Genomic DNA, 17,471 nt, shown 5'->3' with positions numbered 1-17,471 from the left:
AACTCACGGCCGGAAGATGGGCCCCTGCCTTCGCAGGAGCACAAGGCTAGGCCGCCTTCCACCCCTTCGGCGGCGGCGTTTTCGGCTTGTAGCGGCAGAGGTCGATCACCGGGCAGCGCCAGCATTCGGGGGTGCGCGCCTTGCAGATGTAGCGGCCGTGGAGGATCAGCCAGTGGTGCGCGCCGACGCGGAAGGGCGCCGGGGTTTCCTTGTCGAGCTTTTTTTCGACCGCGAGCACCGTCTTGCCCGGCGCGAGGCCGGTGCGGTTGCCGACGCGGAAAATATGCGTGTCGACCGCGAAAGTCTCCGCCCCGAAGGCGCAGTTCATCACGACATTGGCGGTCTTGCGCCCGACGCCGGGAAGCTCGACGAGCGTGTCGCGGTCGGCGGGGACTTCGCCGCCGAAGTCGCGGACGAGGATTTCGCTGAGGCCGATGACATTCTTCGCCTTCGCATTGAACAGCCCGATCGTCTTGATGTGCTGTTTGAGACCATCTTCGCCGAGATCGACCATTTGCCGGGGTGTCTTCACCTCCTGAAACAGCCGCCGCGTCGCCTTGTTCACCCCGACGTCGGTCGCCTGCGCCGAGAGCACGACCGCGACGAGCAGTTGATAGGTGTTGCCGAACTCCAGCTCGGTCTCGGGGCTGGGGTTGAGCTCGGCGAGGCGGCGGTAGAATTCGAAAATATCGGCTTTCTTCACCTTTCGGACAGCCCCAGCACCTGCGGCATCGTGTAGCGATCGGGCTTCTGGTTCATCAGCCACAGCGCCGCGCGGACCGCGCCGCGCGCGAAGATCATGCGGTTTTCGGCGCGATGGGAAAGCGTGATCATCTCCTCGGGGCCCGCGAAGATCACGTCATGGTCGCCCGCGACGGTGCCGCCGCGCAGGCTCGCGAAGCCGATCTTGCCGTGACCGCGCACGCCGGTGACGCCGTCGCGGCCGCGTTCCGAACATTTGGCGAGGTCGATGCGCCGCCCTTCGGCCGCCGCCTGCCCGAGCAGCAGCGCGGTGCCGCTGGGCGCGTCGACCTTGTTCCTGTGGTGCATCTCGACGATCTCGATATCATATTCGGGATCGAGCCGCGCCGCCGCCTCGCGCACCAGATGTGCGAGCAAAGTGACACCGAGCGAGGTGTTGCCGGTCTGGAGCACCGCAATATCCTGCGCGGCATCGTCGATCAGATAATGGTGGCGCTCCTCAAGCCCCGTCGTGCCGATAACGATCGGCTTCTTTGCCGCGACGCATGCGTCGAGCGTCGCTTCGAGCGCGGCGGGCGAGGAGAAATCGACGAGCACGTCGCTTTCGCTTGCGAGCCGGACGATATTGCCGCCGCGATCGACGCCGCAGCTGCGCTGTCCCGCCTCGGAGATCGCGGCGGCGAGCGCGACGCCCATCCGCCCTTCGCTGCCGATAATGCCGATGCTGGTCATGGTGCGTCCCCTATCCTTCGCTCCCCCCTTAGCCGTTCGCATCGAGCGAAGTCGAGATGCCCCTCGCCTCACGCCATTTCGGTGGGTGTCTCGACTTCGCTCGACACGAGCGGATAGAGAGGGCGCATGAGCCCTATCCAGAATATCGTCATCCTGACCGGCGCGGGCGTGTCCGCCGAAAGCGGCATCGACACGTTTCGCGACGCCGGCGGCCTGTGGGAACAGCACCGCGTCGAGGATGTCGCGACCCCCGAGGCCTTTGCGCGCGATCCCGACCTGGTGCTGCGCTTTTACGACATGCGGCGCGAGGCGATCCAGACCAAGGAGCCCAATGCGGCGCACCGCGCGCTGGCGCGGCTCGACGCCGAATGGCCAGGCGAACTGCTGATCATCACGCAGAATGTCGACGATCTGCACGAGCGTGCGGGGGCGAAGCGGCTGCTCCACATGCACGGCGAGCATCTCAATGCCTGGTGCACCGGATGCGACGTGCGCAGCCTGTGGACGGGGCCGCTGCTGGATCGCCCCGCGTGCAGCGCGTGCGGCGTGGCCGGGCATCTTCGCCCCGACATCGTCTGGTTTGGCGAGATGCCGTACCGGATGGACGAGATTTACCATGCGCTCAATCGCGCCGACCTGTTCGTGTCGATCGGGACGTCGGGCGCGGTTTATCCCGCCGCGGGGTTCGTGCGCGAGGCGCGCGCGGCGGGGGCGAGGACGCTTGAGCTCAATATGGAGCCGAGCCAGGGGAGCTACTGGTTCGACGAGGCGCGGCACGGGCCGGCGACGGCGCTGGTGCCGGCGTGGGTGGAAGAGGTGTTGGAACAATAGCCGAGCGCAGTTTCCTCAAATTTTTCTCACACAAAGACACAAAGAGGTCATTGCTCCCAACACCGTTCGTGCTGAGCTTGTCGAAGCACCGTTCTCCTTGGGCCTCAAAAGAAAGAACAGCCCTTCGACAAGCTCAGGGCGAACGGGGGACAAGATGCTCTCTTTGTGTCTTTATGTGAGATCTGATCAACGCCGCGCGGCGAAGAAATCCCTGAGCAGCGCCGCCGCCTCCGCTTCGCCGATCCCGTCGTAAATCTCCGGCCGGTGGTGGATCGTCGGCTGCGCGAAGGTGCGGGGGCCGTGGACGACCGCGCCGCCCTTTGGATCATCGGCACCGTAATAGAGGCGCGCGATTCGCGCGTGGGCGATCGCGCCCGCGCACATCGCGCAGGGTTCGAGCGTCACATAGAGGTCGCAGCCGTCGAGGCGTTCGTTGCCGAGCTTCGCCGCCGCCATGCGAATCGCGACGATTTCGGCGTGTGCGGTCGGATCATGCGATTCTCGCGGGCGGTTGTGGCCCTCGGCGATGACGGCACCGTCCTTGACGATCACCGCGCCGACGGGCACTTCGCCCCATTCGGCGGCGATGCGGGCGAGATCGAGCGCGCGGCGCATCGGTTCGGGGAGCGGAAACGAGGGCATAAAAGCGCCCTATTCGCTTGACGAATCTCCGGCAAGCCGATAAGCGCGCGCCTTTCCCGGCTCACTCCGGTCTTGTGCTCCCCGTTTTACGGGAAGTGTCCGGACGCCGACCTGAAATTTTTTTGACCCAGTTTTTTAGACGAGGACGAAGACCATGTCGCGCATCTGCGAACTGACCGGCAAGGGCCGCCAGGTTGGCCACAATGTCAGCCACGCCAACAACAAGACCAAGCGCACCTTCCTGCCGAACCTGCAGAATGTGACGTTGCTGTCGGACGCGCTCGGCAAGGGCGTCAAGCTGCGCGTGTCGACGCACGGCCTGCGTTCGGTCGAGCATAATGGCGGCCTCGACAACTGGCTGCTGAAGGCCGGCGACGACCAGCTGTCGTCGAACGCCCGCAAGGTGAAGAAGGAAGTGACGAAGAAGCTGGCCGAAAAGGCCGCTTAACGCTCCTTCGAATTGCCGATGCAATCAGGCCGCCGGATTACCGCGCGGCCTTTTTGCTGTCTGGCGTCCTTTCGGCGGCAAATCTACCAGCTCGAACTGCAGCAGCAGGCTGCGCTGCCAGACGTTGAAATTATTGTCGGCGACGAGCCAGAGGAAGGTGTGTCCGTTTTCGACCGACACGGCCGCGCCCTCGTAATTTTCGGCGAGCGGCCGGGGCACGCGGCCGATCGTCCGCGATCGCAGGATGGCATCTTTACCAATGTCGGCGGGATCGGCGACCGACAGGATCGTCGTGAACACCGGATCGAAACCGAGCCGCCGGTGGACGAGGAGGATGCGCCCGTCGGGCAGCGACGCGGCATCGCTGACGGCACCGCGGCCGTCCGATGCGTAGAAGAAGCGGGTCGGGGCCGGGCCGGGCTCGGCCGGATCGCCGATATAGAGCAGCGCCTCGCGCCCGCGCGGATCATCGTCGGCGTCTTCCGAAAGAACGAGCGTGCGGCCGTCGGTGAGCCGCACCATCGCTTCGGGGCCGCGATTCGAGGGCCAGCGCGGCCGGGGCAGCTTGCGGCGCGCTTCGATGGCCGCGAGGTCGGCGTCGAGCCGCCAGATCTGGTTGATCCCCTCGAGCGCGATCCAGCTTTTGCCGCTGGCGGGATCGACGAACATCGCCTCGGCATCGATCATCGACTTGCGCGCCGGGCGCCCGTCGGGGGTCGGCAGCGGCCGAATCCGGACATCGGAAACCGCTCCCCGCAAATCGAGCGTCAGGCGCGTCCCATAGCCATTGTCGCCGACGAGCTGAAATCGGTCCGCCCCGATCCGCGCGAGCGCCGAGAAGCCGCCGAAGCGGCTGTTCGGGCTGACGAGGTGCCAGCCGCGCACGAAGCGGACCGCACCCTCCTTTTCCGGCGCGAAGGCGATCGGGCGCGCGGCGATGCTTTGGGTCAGGTCGATTTCGGTAAAGCGCAGGACGGTGCCGGGCATCGGCCCGAGGAGGGCAAAGATCAGGGCGGCGGTGAGGAGGCGGCGGCGCATCGCGGCGGGGTTAGGGTGCGCGGATGCGAAAGGAAAGCGTTTCGGCGCCGGAAGCTGAACGGCAGCCAACAATGATGTTCAGGCTTCGCTCAATGCGAATCGGGCAAAACATCTTCATCGACCACAGCCCCGAAGGGCCAAACGACGAAAAAGGAGAATGACGATGAAAAAGATGGTGACTCTCTCGATCGCCGCCCTGATGTCCACCGCGACGCTGGGCTTGGCAACTCCCGCCGCGGCGCAGAACGGCTGGTACGACCGCGACGGCTATTCGAGCTATGATGCCCGCTATGGCCGCGACGACCGCCGTTACGACCGCCGCGACTATCGCCGCGACAACCGCCGCGATTATCGTTCGAACCGCAATTATTACCGCGGCGACCGCCGCAACTATCGCCAGTGCGACAAGGGCACCGGCGGCACCATTATCGGCGCGATCGCGGGTGGCCTCGCCGGCCACGAAATCGCGGGTCGCGGCGACCGCACGGTCGGCACGATCATCGGCGGCGCCGTCGGCGCCCTCGCCGGCCGCGCGATCGACAAGGGGAATGACGGCTGCCGTTAAGAGGCTGTCCCGACCCCCAATAATTTCCTCTCCCCCTTTCGCCCCGTCCGGCTTTCGCCGGGCGGGGTTTTTCTTTGCGCCGAGGATCCGGGGGCGGAGGCCTTGCCATGACGGCGCGGGAAGCCTAGGTTTGCCGCAAGTGCACGTCCGCGGTTTTGCGGACGCGTGAGCAGACAGGTATAATAGCCATGCGGCAAATGGCAGCGCCATCAGGGCGACCGCCGCGGCCCGGCCCGGCGGGTCAAGGACGAAAAACGGGCGGCGACGTGCGCCCGATGCCGGTGACGCGGCCGCGCAGCTATGCCGCGATCGACCTTGGCACGAACAATTGCCGGCTCCTCATTGCGCGCCCGCAAAATGGCGAGTTGGTCGTGATCGATGCCTTTTCGCGCATCGTGCGGCTGGGCGAAGGGCTTCACGGCAGCGGGCGGATCAGCGACGCCGCGATGGACCGCACCGTCGCCGCGCTGACGATCTGCGCCGACAAGCTGCGGCGCCGCCATGTCTCGCTGTCGCGCGCGGTCGCGACCGAGGCGTGCCGCCGCGCGAGCAACGGCGCGGAGCTGGCCGAACGCGTCCGGCGCGAGACGGGCATCGTGCTCGACATCATCTCGGCCGCCGAGGAAGCGAAGCTGGCGGTCCTCGGCTGCCACAATCTGATGGAACCCGGCGAAGGCCCGGCGCTGATCTTCGACATCGGCGGCGGCTCGACCGAGCTGATGCACGTCGATGTGTCCGACCAGGACGTCCGGATTCACGACTGGATCAGCGTGCCGTGGGGCGTCGTGTCGCTGACCGAGCACGCCCCGCTGCCCGAAGACAGCCTGGCGGGCCGGCAGGCCGCCTATGCGCATATGCGCGGCGTGACGCGCGAGGCCTTTGCCGCCTTTGCCGCACGCGCCGAACGCTTTGCCGGCGAGCCGCTGCGCCTGCTCGGCACCAGCGGCACGGTGACGACGCTCGCCAGCGTCTTCCTCGACCTGCCGCGTTACGACCGGCGCGCGGTCGACGGGCTCGTCGTCCCCACCGACGCGATGCGCGACATCAGCCGCCGCCTCGCCGACGCGAGCATCGCCGACCGCGCCGAAATCGCCTGCATCGGCCGCGAGCGCGCCGATCTGGTCGTCGCGGGCTGTGCGATCCTCGAGAGCATCATCGACCTGTGGCCCGCCGCGCGCGTCGGCGTCGCCGACCGCGGCATCCGCGAAGGCATATTGCGCACGCTGGCGATGCAGGGCCGCGACATTCCCGTCACGCGCCGCGAATATCGCAAATGAGCGGCGGCAAGGGCGGCAGCGCCAAAGGATCGGGGGGGCGCGGCGGGCTGCATGTGCGGGTCAAGACCGCGAAGAAGCGCAGCGTGTCGTCGACGCGCTGGCTGCAACGGCAATTGAACGACCCTTATGTGCGCCGCGCGCAAGCCGAGGGCTATCGCTCGCGCGCCGCGTACAAGCTGATCGAGATCGACGAGAAATTCGGCTTGCTCAAGAAAGCGCGTGCGGTCGTCGACCTGGGCATCACGCCCGGCGGCTGGTCGCAGGTCGTGCGCAAGGCGAATCCCCGCGCGCGCGTCGCGGGGATCGACCTGCTGGCCTGCGAGCCGATCGAGGGAGTCGAGATTCTCGAGATGGATTTCATGGACGACGCCGCGCCCGATGCGCTGATCGAGGCGCTCGGCAGCGCGCCCGACCTCGTCATTTCGGACATGGCGGCGAACACCGTCGGCCATCCGCAGACCGACCATCTGCGCACGATCGGCCTCGCCGAAACCGCCGCCGATTTCGCGGTGCGGAATTTGCTGCCCGGCGGCGCTTTCGTGGCGAAAGTGTTCGCGGGCGGCGCCGACCGCGAGCTGTTGACTTTACTAAAGCGACACTTTTCAACGGTAAAGCACGCCAAGCCGCCCGCGAGCCGCAAGGGATCGCCCGAACTCTATGTCATCGCGCAGGGGTTCAAGGGCCAGCACAAGGATCGCGAGGCGGAAGCCGAGTAAACATCGAAGGGTCGAACCGGGGGAGAGTTTTGATGGTCAAGTCGAGGCGGCCGGTCGCGGCTGTGACGCTCGCGGCGCTGATGCTGGCATCGTGCGGCGGCGGCGATGGAGGGACATTGAGCGGCGGCCCCGTCACCGTCACCCCGACCCCAAGCCCGACGCCGACCCCGACGCCCACGTGCGCCCTCGCCTCGCGCCAATCCTTTGCCAAGGCGGTGATCGACGAATGGTATCTGTTCCCGGGCGACGTCGCGAGCGTCAACCCCGGGGCCTATGGCGACGTCCAATCCTATATCGATGCGCTGGTCGCCCCGGCGCGCGCGCTGAACAAGGATCGTTTCTTCACCTACATCACCTCGATCGCCGAGGAGAACGCCTTCTTCGCGAACGGATCGAGCGCGGGATTCGGCGTGCTCATGGCCTATGATTCGGTCAATCAGCGCATCGTCATCGCCGAAGCCTATGAAGGCGCGCCGGCCTTTGCGGCGGGGATCGACCGCGGCACCGCGATCGTCGGGATCGGCACGAGCAGCGGCAATTTGCGGAGCGTCGCGAGCATCGTCGCCGCCGAGGGAGTCCAGGGACTCACCGATGCGCTCGGCGCGAACGACCCGGGGGTGAGCCGCGTGCTGCGTATCACCGACGCGGCGGGCACGCGCGACGTCACCGTCGCCAAGGCCGACTATGCGCTCGACCCGGTGTCGGACCGCTATGGCGCCAAGATCATCAGCGAGGGCGGCCGGAGTTATGGCTATCTGAACCTCCGCACCTTCATCGCGTCGGCGGACGGCCAGTTGACGAACGCCTTTGCCGATTTCCGCGCGCAGGGCGTCACCGACATCATCATCGATTTCCGCTATAATGGCGGCGGCCTCGTTTCGACGGCGAATCTGATGGGCGACCTGCTGGGCGCGGGACGCGCCGGCGAGCTCTTTTCGCAGACGCGTTTCCGGCCGAGCAAATCCGCCGAGGACGACGAACATCGCTTCGATCCGGGCGCGCAATCGATCGCGCCGACGCGGATCGCCTTCATCGGCACCGGGTCGACCGCATCGGCGAGCGAGCTGGTGATCAATTCGATGCTGCCCTGGCTCGGCGCCGATATGACGCTGGTCGGCAGCAACACCTATGGCAAGCCGGTCGGCCAGATCGCGCTCGACAAGGCCGAATGCGACGACCGCATGCGCGTCGTCGCATTCGGCACGGGCAACGCGAGCGGCCAGAGCGACTATTATGACGGGCTGGCGCCGAAGATCGCGAACAGCTGCGCCGCGAACGACGATCTGAGCTTCCCGCTCGGCGACCCGCGCGAAGCGTCGATCCGCGCCGCGATCGACTTTCTCGCCGGCAATGCCTGCCCGACGCGGATCGCCGACGCGAGCGCCCGCACCGCCTCGCGCGACCGGCGTTTCGCCGTCGCGGCGCCGCCCACCATGCTGGTCCCCGACCGCCCGAGCGCGGCGCAGCGCGAATTGCCGGGGCTGTTTTAGAGCATGGTCATTCTTAATTGAATCGTCGTCCCGGCGAAGGCCGGGATCTCACCGTCTCGTCCCGATGCACCGGCGAGATCCCGGCCTTCGCCGGGATGACGGAAAAATCAAAAGCAGACATGACCGGAGAGCGATTGACCGCACCCCCCGAACGGGGCTAACGGCCGCGGCAAGCGACAGGTTCTCCGGCGACGGAGACTAAGAGGGAACGGGAAAACCCCGGCTGCCCCTGCAACTGTACGCGGCGAGCCATCGGCCACATGCCATTGGGACCCCGGTCCCGAGAAGGCGGCCGACCGGCGCTGACCCGCAAGCCAGGAGACCTGCCCGTCGCCGTCGTCTTTCGCGCGGACAGGGTGTGCCGGGCGGACGGGGGTGAACCCGCATGACGACAAAGCTGGCTGCGCAGGTGCGCGGGCGATGTCGTGCGTCCCCAAAGGACGAGCCATCGGCCGCGCGCATGGGCGGCATTGTCGATGGGTACTCCAATGTTCCAAGTCATTTACCGAAGTTCGATCTGCCTCGCCGCCGTTGCGGCTTCCTCCACCGCCTCCGCCGACGAAGCCGCGCACGCGGTCGCGGCCGACGCCGACAGCATCGTCGTCACCGCGACGCGCGCGCCGCTGACGCTCGACGAAATCCCGTCGTCGGTCGCGGTGCTCGACAAGGCGACGATCGACCGCGCGCAGGATATCGGCGTCACCGAACTGCTGCTCCGTACGCCGGGGATCAGCGTTTCGCGCAACGGCGGTTACGGCACCTCGACCTCGCTGCGCATCCGCGGCGCCGAGTCCGAACATACCGTCACGGTGATCGACGGGGTGAAGCTCAACGATCCGTCGTCGACCGGCGGCGGCTTCAACTTCGCCAATCTGCTCGCGGGCGATATCGACCGGATCGAGGTGCTGCGCGGGCCGCAGTCGATCCTGTGGGGCAGCCAGGCGATCGGCGGCGTGATCAACATCGTCACCGCATCGCCCGAAAAGACCCTCGAAGGCAGCTTCGACCTCGAGGCGGGGTCGCGCGAGACGGTGAACGCGCGCGCGGCGATCGGCGGGCGCACCGGTCCGCTCGCCTGGCGCATCGGGGGCCAGCGGTTCGCAACCGACGGCATTTCGTCGCACGCCAGGGCGTTCGGCGGGACCGAGCGCGACGGCTATCGCAACACCAACGTCTCGGGCCGCGCCGAACTGGCGCTCGCCGACAATGTCAGCGCCGAGGTGCGCGGATATTATTCAAGCGGCCGGGTCGAGTTCGACGGCTTCAACACCGACAGCAACGACTATGGGCAGAACAAGGAGTTCGTCGGCTATGCGGGGCTGAATTTCGACCTCGTCGGCGGACGGTTCCGCAACCGGATCGCCTATGCCTATACCGACACCAACCGCGACAATTTCAACCCCGACCGCGAACGGCCGCGCAGCTTCGAGGCCGACGGCAAGAACAAGCGCTGGGAATATCAGGGCAGCTTCGACGTCAGCGACCGGATCACCGCGATCTTCGGGGCCGAGAATGAGCGGTCGAACTTTCGCAGCCGCTCGCCTTCGGCATCGCTCGGCGTGCCGGTGCCGGACTTCGTGCGCGGCAAGGCCGAACTGACGAGTGCTTACGGGCAGCTCAGCATCGAGCCCGTCGATGGGCTGACGCTGAACGGCGGGGTCCGCTATGACGATCATAGCCGCTATGGCGGGCAGACCTTGTTCGCCGCGGGCGGCGTGTGGCGGCTGCCAACGGGAACGGTGCTGCGCGCGAGCTATGGCGAGGGGTTCAAGGCGCCGGGGCTCTATCAGCTGTTCAGCGAATATGGGAATGTCGGGCTCGACCCCGAGGAAGCGCATGGCTGGGAAGCGGGGGTCGAGCAGCATCTGTTCGGCGACAAGCTGGTGGTCGGCGCGACCTGGTTCGATCGCACGACGACGAACCAGATCATCTATAACGGCTGCTCGTCGCCCACGACGGACCCGCTCTGCACCGTGCCCGGCAGCAACCCGCCGACGCCGCGCTTCGGCTATTATCTCAATGTCGCGCGCAGCGAGGCGCATGGCGTCGAAGCGGCGGCGGCGCTGAACCTCGGCGGGCTGACGCTCGACGGCAATTACAGCTGGATCGTCGCCGAGGACCGCTCCGAAGACAGCGCCAATTTCGGCAACTGGTTGCCGCGCCGACCGCGCCACAGCGCCAATGCGTCGGCGAGCTACGCCTTCGGTTTCGGGCTCGAGCTCGGCGCGGCATTGCGCTGGTCGGGCAAGAGCTATGACAATGCGAGCAATGCCCGGCGCCTCGACGACTATACGCTCGTCGATCTGCGCGCCGAAGTTGCGCTGTCCGACGCGGTGAAACTGTTCGCGCGGGCGGAGAATCTCTTCGACGAGCAATATATGACGGCGTATCGCTATGGCTCGCTCGGCCGCAGCATCTATGCCGGCGTCCGGGGGCGGTTCTGATGCTGACGTGCGTCGATCCGGGCCCCGCGGTGGTGGTGTGCAGCACCTGCCGCCACAGCCGCGAGGCGCGGGACGACGCCGAAGGCGTGCGCGGCGGCGCGCGGCTCGCCGCGGCGCTGACGCGCCTCAAGGCGGCCGAACCGCGCTATGCCGGGATCGCGGTGCAGGAAATGGCGTGCCTCTTCGCCTGCCAGGATCATTGCACCGTCCACCTGCGCGCGCCCGGCAAGATCGGCTATGTGCTCGGCCGCTTTCAGGCCGACGCGGATTCGGCGCGCGCGATCCTCGACTATGCGGTTCTCCATGCCGCGAGCGAGCATGGCCGCGTCGCCTATTCGCTGTGGCCCGAGGGCGTCAAAGGCCATTTCATCACGCGCACCCCGCCGCCGGGATTTATCGCGGAATGACCGGCTTCGCTTCGATCGCCGCTTTCGAGGCCGCGCTCGCCGACCTCCGCGAACCCGACGCCGATGCCGCCGCCGATGCGCGGGTGCGGCAGGCGGAACTCACCAAGCCGGCGGGCTCGCTCGGCCGGCTCGAGAATCTCGCGATCTTTTTCGCCGGTTGGCAGCGCCGCGCGCGGCCGCGGATCGAGCATGCGCGTGCGGCGATCTTCGCGGGCAATCACGGCGTCACCGTCCACGGCGTCAGCGCCTTTCCGCCGAGCGTCACCGCGCAGATGGTCGCCAATTTCGCGAACGGGGGCGCGGCGATCAACGCGCTGTCGGGGGCGGCGGGGCTCGAGCTGACGGTGGTCGCGCTCGACCTCGACCGGCCGACCGCCGATTTCACGGTCGATGCCGCGATGCGCGAGGAAGAATGCCTCGACGCGCTGAACCGCGGCGCGGCGGTGGTCGAGGCGGGGCTCGACATGCTCGTGCTCGGCGAGATGGGGATCGGCAACTCGACCGCCGCCGCCGCGCTCTGCGCGCGCAGCTTCGCGGGCGGGGTCGCGGGATGGGTCGGACCGGGGACCGGCGTCGACGGGCACGGCGTCGCGCGCAAGGCGGAGGTCATCGAACGCGCACTCGCCTTCCATGGCGCCGCGCCGCGAACGGCGTTCGAGACGCTGCGCCGCGTCGGCGGGCGTGAGATCGCGGCAATCGCAGGCGCGGTCCTGCGTGCGCGCCAGCTTCGCGTGCCGGTGCTGCTCGACGGTTTTATCTGTACGTCGGCGATCGCGCCGCTCGCGGCCGAAAATCCGGCGATTGTGGACCATTGCATCGCGGGCCATTGCTCGGCCGAGCCGGGGCACAAGCGCCTGCTCGCGCTGCTCGGGCTCGACCCTTTACTGTCGCTCGATATGCGGCTCGGCGAAGGCAGCGGGGCGGCGGTCGCGGCGAACATCGTGCGCAGCGCGCTCGCCGCGCACGACCGGATGGCGACCTTTGCCGAGGCCGCGGTTTCGGCGTCGCTGTGACCGGCTTCGCGCTCCACCTGCTGCGCCACGGCGCGCCCGCGACGCCGGGACTGCTGATGGGGCGGACCGACGGCGCGCCGACCGAAGCGGGGATCGCCGCGTGTGTTGCGCGGGCGGAGGGCTTGGGGATCGAGCGGCTGATCGCGTCGGACCTGCGGCGCTGCCGCGCGGCGGGCGAGGCGATCGGCGACGCGACGGGCCTGCCGCTGACGATCGACCCGCGCTGGCGCGAACTTGATTTCGGCGAATGGGACGGCCGGGCGGCGAGCAGGGTCGACCGCGAGGCGCTGGGCCGGTTCTGGAACGATCCCGACGCCAATCCGCCGCCGGGCGGCGAAAGCTGGTCGGCTTTGGTCGCGCGCATATCGGCCGCCATCGCCGATCTTGCGCCCCGCCCGACGCTGGTCTTCACCCACGGCGGGGCGATGCGCGCGGCGCTGCATATCCTGTGCGGGTTCGATCAGCGCCAGCTCTGGGCGTTCGACCTGCCCTATGCGGCGCGCCTGTCGCTCAACGTCTGGCCCGGCGAGCGACCAAGCGCGCAGATCACGGGGCTCGCCGCATGAAGGGGCTGATCGTCGCGATCCAGTTCCTGACGCGCCTGCCGACGCCGCGCATCACGGTGTCGAACGAAGAATTCGCGGCGTCGATGCGCTGGTTTCCCGTCGTTGGCCTGATCGTCGGCGCGATCGTCGCGGGGTTGGGCTGGGCGGGGGCAAGGGTCGATCCGTGGACCGGCGCGCTCGCCGCGCTGATCCTTTGGGTCGCGGCCACCGGCGCGCTGCATCTCGACGGGCTCGGCGACATCGCCGATGCGAGCGGCGCCGCGCATAAGGACCGCGAACGGCTGCTTGGCGTTCTCGGCGACCCGCATGCCGGCAGTTTCGCGGTGGTGGCGATCGCGTTGCAGCTGATCGCGAAGCTGGTGCTGCTCCATGCGCTGATCGAGCGGGAAGCGTTCGTTGCCGTCGCGCTCGTCCCCTTTGCGGCGCGGATTGGCCCGCTGGTCTGGTCGCGCACGCTGCCCGACCTGCACGCCGGGTTGGGCTCGCGTTTCCGCAATGCGGTGCGCCCGGTCGATTTCGCGGTCTGGGGTGCGTTGCTGCTCGCAGCGGCGTGGGTGTCGCCGTCGCTGCTCGCCGCGCCACCGGTTTTCATCCTGTGGGGCTGGTGGCTGGCGCGCAAGATCGGCGGCATTTCGGGCGACGGCCATGGGGCGGGGATCGAAATCGGCGAAAGCCTGCTGCTCGCCGCCGCGCTGCTACTGGCGCATCTTGCATGAGCGATCGCTGGACCTGGCACGGCGGGGGCATCGAGGCCGCGAAGCGTAAATTTGGCGACGGCGACTGGATCGACCTGTCGACCGGAATCAATCCGCATCCATGGCCGGGCGCCGCCGCGATGGCGTTCGACTGGCGGCGATTGCCCGAGTCCGAGGATCTCGCGCAGCTCGAACGCGTCGCGGCGGACTATTTTGGCGTCGACCCCCGTCATGTCTGTGCGGTGCCGGGCAGCGAGATCGGCCTCCGCCTCGTCGGCGCGCTGATCGGCGGCGCCGCGCGCCATATCGCTCCGGGCTATCGCACGCATGGCGACATGATCGCGGGAAGCGCGCCAGCCGGCTGGGACGAGGCGCACGATGTGGGCGGCAACCTGATCCTCGCCAATCCCAACAACCCCGACGGCCGAAGCATCTCCGCCGATGCTGTGCGCGCATTGCTCGCCCGCCGCACCGGCTGGCTGCTGGTCGATGAGGCCTTTGCCGACGCCGATCCGGCGCACAGCGTCGCCTCGTCGGTCGCCGACGATCAAAGGCTGATCGTCTTTCGATCGTTCGGAAAGTTCTTTGGCCTCGCCGGCGTGCGGCTGGGCTTCGTCCTTGCGCCGGAAGCGATTGCCGCGGCCTTGCGAAACCGGCTGGGCGCATGGCCGCTATCCGAAGCGGCGATCGCGATCGGCACCGCCGCCTATGCCGACGCCGAGTGGATCGCCGCGACGCGGCGGCGCCTGCCCGGCGAGGCGGCCGCGCTCGACGCGATGCTGGCGCGGCACGGCTATCGCGCGGCGGGCGCCTGCCCACTGTTTCGCCTGATCGAAGCCGACGACGGGCGAGCGTTGTTCGAGCGGCTGGCGCGGCGCGCGATCCTGACCCGCCCTTTCGCCAGCCAGCCGCGCTGGCTGCGCCTCGGCCTACCCGCCGATGCCGATGCGCTGGCGCGGCTCGACGCGGCGCTTGGGCGTGGCTGATCCGGTCGCGCTGACCGCGCTCGCGCTCGATGCGGCGCTCGGCTGGCCCGACGCGCTGTATCGCCGTGCGGGCCATCCGGTCGGGCTGTTCGCGCGCGTCATCACCGGCTGCGAGGCGCGGTGGAACCGCAGCGAATATGGCTTTGCCAAGCGGCGCGGTCTGGGCGTTCTGACGCTCGCTCTCCTGCTCGTCACGGTCGGCGGCCTCGGCCTCTGCATCCAGCATCTGCTGCTCGCGACTTTCGACGGCTGGGGCTGGATCGGCGTCGCGATCCTCGCCTGGCCGGCGCTCGCGCAGCGCAGCCTGTTCGACCATGTCCGCGCGGTCGGCGACCGGATCGACGCGGGCGACCTCGCCGGAGCGCGCGAGGCGGTCGCAATGATCGTCGGCCGCGACACGGCCGCGCTCGACGAAAGCGGGGTCGCGCGCGCGGCGATCGAAAGCCTGGCCGAAAGCTTTTGCGACGGCGTCGCCGGGCCGCTGTTCTGGCTGCTCCTGCTCGGCCTGCCGGGCGTGTGGGCGTATAAGGCGGTGAACACCGCCGACAGCCTGATCGGCCACCGCGAGGACCGCTGGCGCGCCTTCGGCTGGGCGGCGGCGCGTGCCGACGACCTTTTGAACCTGATCCCGGCGCGGCTCGCGGCGGTGCTGCTGTGTCTCGCGGGCGGCGGCGGATGGCGTGTCTTGTGGCGCGACGCACGCAAGCATGCTTCGCCCAACGCCGGCTGGCCCGAAGCGGCGATGGCGGGCGCGCTGGGGCTTCGGATCGCGGGGCCGATCGCCTATGACGGCGTCATGCACGACAAACCATGGATCGGCGACGGTACGAACACGGCGGACGGCGAGGCCATCGACCGCGCGCTCACTATCTACCTGCGCGCCTGCCTGCTGCTGTGGCTGATCGCGGGAGGCGCGGCATGGCTGCGCTGATGCTGCAAGGCATCGGGTCGGACGTCGGCAAGTCGGTGCTCGTCGCGGCGCTCTGCCGCGCGCTGACCCATCGCGGGCTCCGCGTCCGGCCGTTCAAGCCGCAGAATATGTCGAACAATGCCGCGGTCACCGCCGACGGCGGCGAGATCGGGCGCGCACAAGCCTTGCAGGCGATGGCGTGCCGAGTGGAACCGCACAGCGACATGAACCCGGTGCTGCTGAAACCGCAGGCCGACCGCACCTCGCAGCTGATCGTTCACGGCCGCGTGCGCGGCACATTGGGCAGCGGCAATTTCCGCGAAGCGCGCGGCGCGCTGATGACCGAAGTGCTCGAAAGCTATCACCGGCTGCGCGGCCAGTGCGACATCGTCATCGTCGAGGGCGCGGGATCGCCGGCCGAAATCAATCTGCGCAAAGGCGACATCGCCAACATGGGCTTCGCGCGCGCCGCCGATGTGCCCGTCATACTGATCGGCGACATCGACCGCGGCGGGGTGATCGCCTCGATCGTCGGCACGCGCGCGGTGATCGAGCCCGAAGATGCGGCGATGATCCGCGGTTTCCTGATCAACAAATTCCGCGGCGACCCCGCGCTGTTCGACGACGGTTATCGCGAGATCGAGCGGCGGAGCGGCTGGCACGGGCTCGGCGTCATTCCCTGGCTGAGCGCCGCGGCGCGGCTACCGAGCGAGGATGCGGTGATCCTCGAACGCCCCGCCGACCCGCGCGACGGCCGCCGGATGATCGCCTGCCCGATCCTGCCGCGCATTTCGAACTTCGACGATCTCGACCCGCTGAAGCTCGAGCCTGGGGTCGAGGTGGCGATGGTGCCGCCGGGCCGGCCGATCCCCGCCGAGGCCGCGATGATCGTCCTGCCGGGATCGAAGGCGACGATCGCCGACATGGCCGCGCTGCGCGCCGAAGGCTGGGACATCGACATCCGGGCGCACCATCGGCGCGGCGGGATGATCGTCGGACTGTGCGGCGGCTATCAGATGCTCGGCAAAAGGATCGCCGACCCGCTGGGGATCGAAGGCGCGACCGCCGAGGCCCGCGGGCTCGGTCTGCTCGATGTCGAGACGACGCTCTCGTCCGCGAAGTGCTTGCGGCGGGTGACCGGGACGGCGCTGGGTGCGCCGGTCACCGGCTATGAGATGCACATGGGCGAAACCGTTGGTCCCAGCACCGAGCGCCCCTTTGCGATGTTGGACGACGGCGCAAGCGACGGCGCGGCGAGCGCGGACGGCAAGGTGATCGGATCCTATCTCCACGGATTGTTCGCTTCGGCGCGGTTGCGCGATGCGTTGCTAGCGCGGATCGATGTGGCGGGGAGCGGGCGCGACTATGTCGCCGACGTTGACGCGGCGCTCGACGAGATCGCGGCGGAGTTCGCCGCGCACGCCGACATCGGCGCGATGCTGCGGATCGCGGGGATCGGCGGATGAGCGACGCATCGCTGTTCGTGATCGGCGGCGCGCGGTCGGGCAAGAGCCGCTATGCACAGGCGCGCGCCGAGGCGGCCGGGAGCGCCCCGGTCTTTATCGCGACCGCCGAGGCGTTCGACGACGAGATGCGCGAACGGATCGCGCGCCACCAGGCCGACCGCGATGCGCGCTGGTCGACGGTCGAGGCGCCGCGCGAACTGCCCGCTGCGATCGATGCGCTGAGCGGCGGCGAGGCGGTGGTGCTCGTCGATTGCCTGACGCTCTGGGTGTCGAACCTGCTGCTCGCCGATGCCGACATAGCGCGCGCCGGGGGGCAATTATGCGACGCGATCGCGCGCTTCGACGGGACGCTGATCCTTGTCGCCAACGAGGTCGGGCTGGGCATCGTCCCCGACAATGCGCTGGCGCGGCGCTTTCGCGACGCGGCGGGGCTGCTCAACCAGTCGGTCGCCGCGGCGGCGGCCGAAGTCGTGCTGTTGACGGCGGCGCTGCCGCTGACGCTCAAATCGGCGGGCTGATCGCTCCGGCGCGGCGCACATGGTG

At 68.5% G+C, this 17,471-nt stretch carries 19 protein-coding genes and 1 riboswitch; of the genes, 15 read left to right on the top strand and 4 right to left on the bottom strand.

The features are described from left to right. Positions 1-46: 46 nt before the first annotated feature. Both nth and dapB read right to left on the bottom strand, forming a co-directional pair. Complete coding sequence (gene nth / locus GGR90_RS15500; protein ID WP_167922299.1) at positions 47-703, bottom strand: endonuclease III; 657 nt, start codon at positions 701-703, stop codon at positions 47-49. Then, positions 700-1,434, bottom strand: coding sequence for a 4-hydroxy-tetrahydrodipicolinate reductase (gene dapB / locus GGR90_RS15495; protein ID WP_167922298.1), 735 nt, complete (start codon positions 1,432-1,434; stop codon positions 700-702). Before dapB ends, nth begins: the two co-directional genes overlap by 4 nt. Positions 1,435-1,560: 126 nt before the next feature. On the opposite strand from dapB, the gene GGR90_RS15490 reads away from it, so the two are divergent. Then, the gene (locus tag GGR90_RS15490) at positions 1,561-2,265 is read left to right on the top strand and encodes an NAD-dependent deacylase (RefSeq protein ID WP_167922297.1); all 705 of its coding nucleotides are present in this window, start codon (positions 1,561-1,563) and stop codon (positions 2,263-2,265) included. 186 nt (positions 2,266-2,451) lie between these two features. Here the strand turns inward: GGR90_RS15490 and tadA are convergent, their stop codons facing one another. Beyond that, complete coding sequence (gene tadA / locus GGR90_RS15485; protein WP_167922296.1) at positions 2,452-2,907, bottom strand: tRNA adenosine(34) deaminase TadA; 456 nt, start codon at positions 2,905-2,907, stop codon at positions 2,452-2,454. 154 nt (positions 2,908-3,061) lie between these two features. On the opposite strand from tadA, the gene rpmB reads away from it, so the two are divergent. Next, positions 3,062-3,355, top strand: coding sequence for a 50S ribosomal protein L28 (gene rpmB / locus GGR90_RS15480; protein ID WP_167922295.1), 294 nt, complete (start codon positions 3,062-3,064; stop codon positions 3,353-3,355). 24 nt (positions 3,356-3,379) lie between these two features. Here the strand turns inward: rpmB and GGR90_RS15475 are convergent, their stop codons facing one another. Then, complete coding sequence (locus tag GGR90_RS15475) at positions 3,380-4,393, bottom strand: esterase-like activity of phytase family protein (protein WP_167922294.1); 1,014 nt, start codon at positions 4,391-4,393, stop codon at positions 3,380-3,382. A 163-nt stretch (positions 4,394-4,556) separates the two neighbouring features. Here GGR90_RS15475 and GGR90_RS15470 point away from each other — a divergent pair, with 163 nt between their 5' ends. From GGR90_RS15470 to cobU, 13 genes are all read left to right on the top strand, one after another. Beyond that, a complete protein-coding gene (locus GGR90_RS15470) occupies positions 4,557-4,958 on the top strand; it encodes a glycine zipper 2TM domain-containing protein (RefSeq protein WP_209023802.1) in 402 nt (133 codons plus the stop codon). Between the two features lie 188 nt (positions 4,959-5,146). Then, positions 5,147-6,235, top strand: coding sequence for a Ppx/GppA phosphatase family protein (locus GGR90_RS15465; protein ID WP_381448616.1), 1,089 nt, complete (start codon positions 5,147-5,149; stop codon positions 6,233-6,235). Then, the gene (locus tag GGR90_RS15460) at positions 6,232-6,951 is read left to right on the top strand and encodes an RlmE family RNA methyltransferase (protein WP_209023801.1); all 720 of its coding nucleotides are present in this window, start codon (positions 6,232-6,234) and stop codon (positions 6,949-6,951) included. The genes GGR90_RS15465 and GGR90_RS15460 overlap by 4 nt, the downstream gene beginning before the upstream one ends. A 32-nt stretch (positions 6,952-6,983) precedes the next feature. Further along, positions 6,984-8,441 (top strand): S41 family peptidase, encoded by a 1,458-nt coding sequence (locus tag GGR90_RS15455; protein ID WP_167922292.1) that lies wholly within the window; start codon positions 6,984-6,986, stop codon positions 8,439-8,441. 161 nt (positions 8,442-8,602) lie between these two features. Further along, a riboswitch (cobalamin riboswitch) is annotated at positions 8,603-8,786 on the top strand. A 143-nt stretch (positions 8,787-8,929) separates the two neighbouring features. Continuing rightward, the gene (locus tag GGR90_RS15450) at positions 8,930-10,885 is read left to right on the top strand and encodes a TonB-dependent receptor plug domain-containing protein (RefSeq protein ID WP_167922291.1); all 1,956 of its coding nucleotides are present in this window, start codon (positions 8,930-8,932) and stop codon (positions 10,883-10,885) included. Then, entirely contained in the window at positions 10,885-11,292 is a 408-nt protein-coding gene (locus tag GGR90_RS15445; RefSeq protein ID WP_167922290.1) for a DUF1636 domain-containing protein, read from the top strand. The genes GGR90_RS15450 and GGR90_RS15445 overlap by 1 nt, the downstream gene beginning before the upstream one ends. Beyond that, entirely contained in the window at positions 11,289-12,305 is a 1,017-nt protein-coding gene (gene cobT, locus GGR90_RS15440) for a nicotinate-nucleotide--dimethylbenzimidazole phosphoribosyltransferase (RefSeq protein WP_167922289.1), read from the top strand. Before GGR90_RS15445 ends, cobT begins: the two co-directional genes overlap by 4 nt. Next, positions 12,302-12,871, top strand: coding sequence for a histidine phosphatase family protein (locus GGR90_RS15435; RefSeq protein ID WP_167922288.1), 570 nt, complete (start codon positions 12,302-12,304; stop codon positions 12,869-12,871). The genes cobT and GGR90_RS15435 overlap by 4 nt, the downstream gene beginning before the upstream one ends. After that, positions 12,868-13,587, top strand: coding sequence for an adenosylcobinamide-GDP ribazoletransferase (locus tag GGR90_RS15430; protein ID WP_167922287.1), 720 nt, complete (start codon positions 12,868-12,870; stop codon positions 13,585-13,587). The genes GGR90_RS15435 and GGR90_RS15430 overlap by 4 nt, the downstream gene beginning before the upstream one ends. Further along, complete coding sequence (locus tag GGR90_RS15425) at positions 13,584-14,552, top strand: threonine-phosphate decarboxylase (RefSeq protein WP_167922286.1); 969 nt, start codon at positions 13,584-13,586, stop codon at positions 14,550-14,552. Before GGR90_RS15430 ends, GGR90_RS15425 begins: the two co-directional genes overlap by 4 nt. Next, positions 14,545-15,483, top strand: a complete 939-nt coding sequence (gene cbiB, locus GGR90_RS15420) for an adenosylcobinamide-phosphate synthase CbiB (protein ID WP_167922285.1) — start codon at positions 14,545-14,547, stop codon at positions 15,481-15,483. The genes GGR90_RS15425 and cbiB overlap by 8 nt, the downstream gene beginning before the upstream one ends. Next, positions 15,471-16,928, top strand: a complete 1,458-nt coding sequence (locus GGR90_RS15415; protein ID WP_167922284.1) for a cobyric acid synthase — start codon at positions 15,471-15,473, stop codon at positions 16,926-16,928. Before cbiB ends, GGR90_RS15415 begins: the two co-directional genes overlap by 13 nt. Next, complete coding sequence (cobU, locus tag GGR90_RS15410; RefSeq protein WP_167922283.1) at positions 16,925-17,446, top strand: bifunctional adenosylcobinamide kinase/adenosylcobinamide-phosphate guanylyltransferase; 522 nt, start codon at positions 16,925-16,927, stop codon at positions 17,444-17,446. The genes GGR90_RS15415 and cobU overlap by 4 nt, the downstream gene beginning before the upstream one ends. Positions 17,447-17,471: the final 25 nt, after the last annotated feature.

The organism is Sphingopyxis italica, assembly GCF_011926545.1.
In the GTDB taxonomy this organism is placed as follows: domain Bacteria; phylum Pseudomonadota; class Alphaproteobacteria; order Sphingomonadales; family Sphingomonadaceae; genus Sphingopyxis; species Sphingopyxis italica.
Note: the sequence above shows the minus strand (reverse complement) of the source record. Positions and strands in the feature narration are given on the sequence as shown.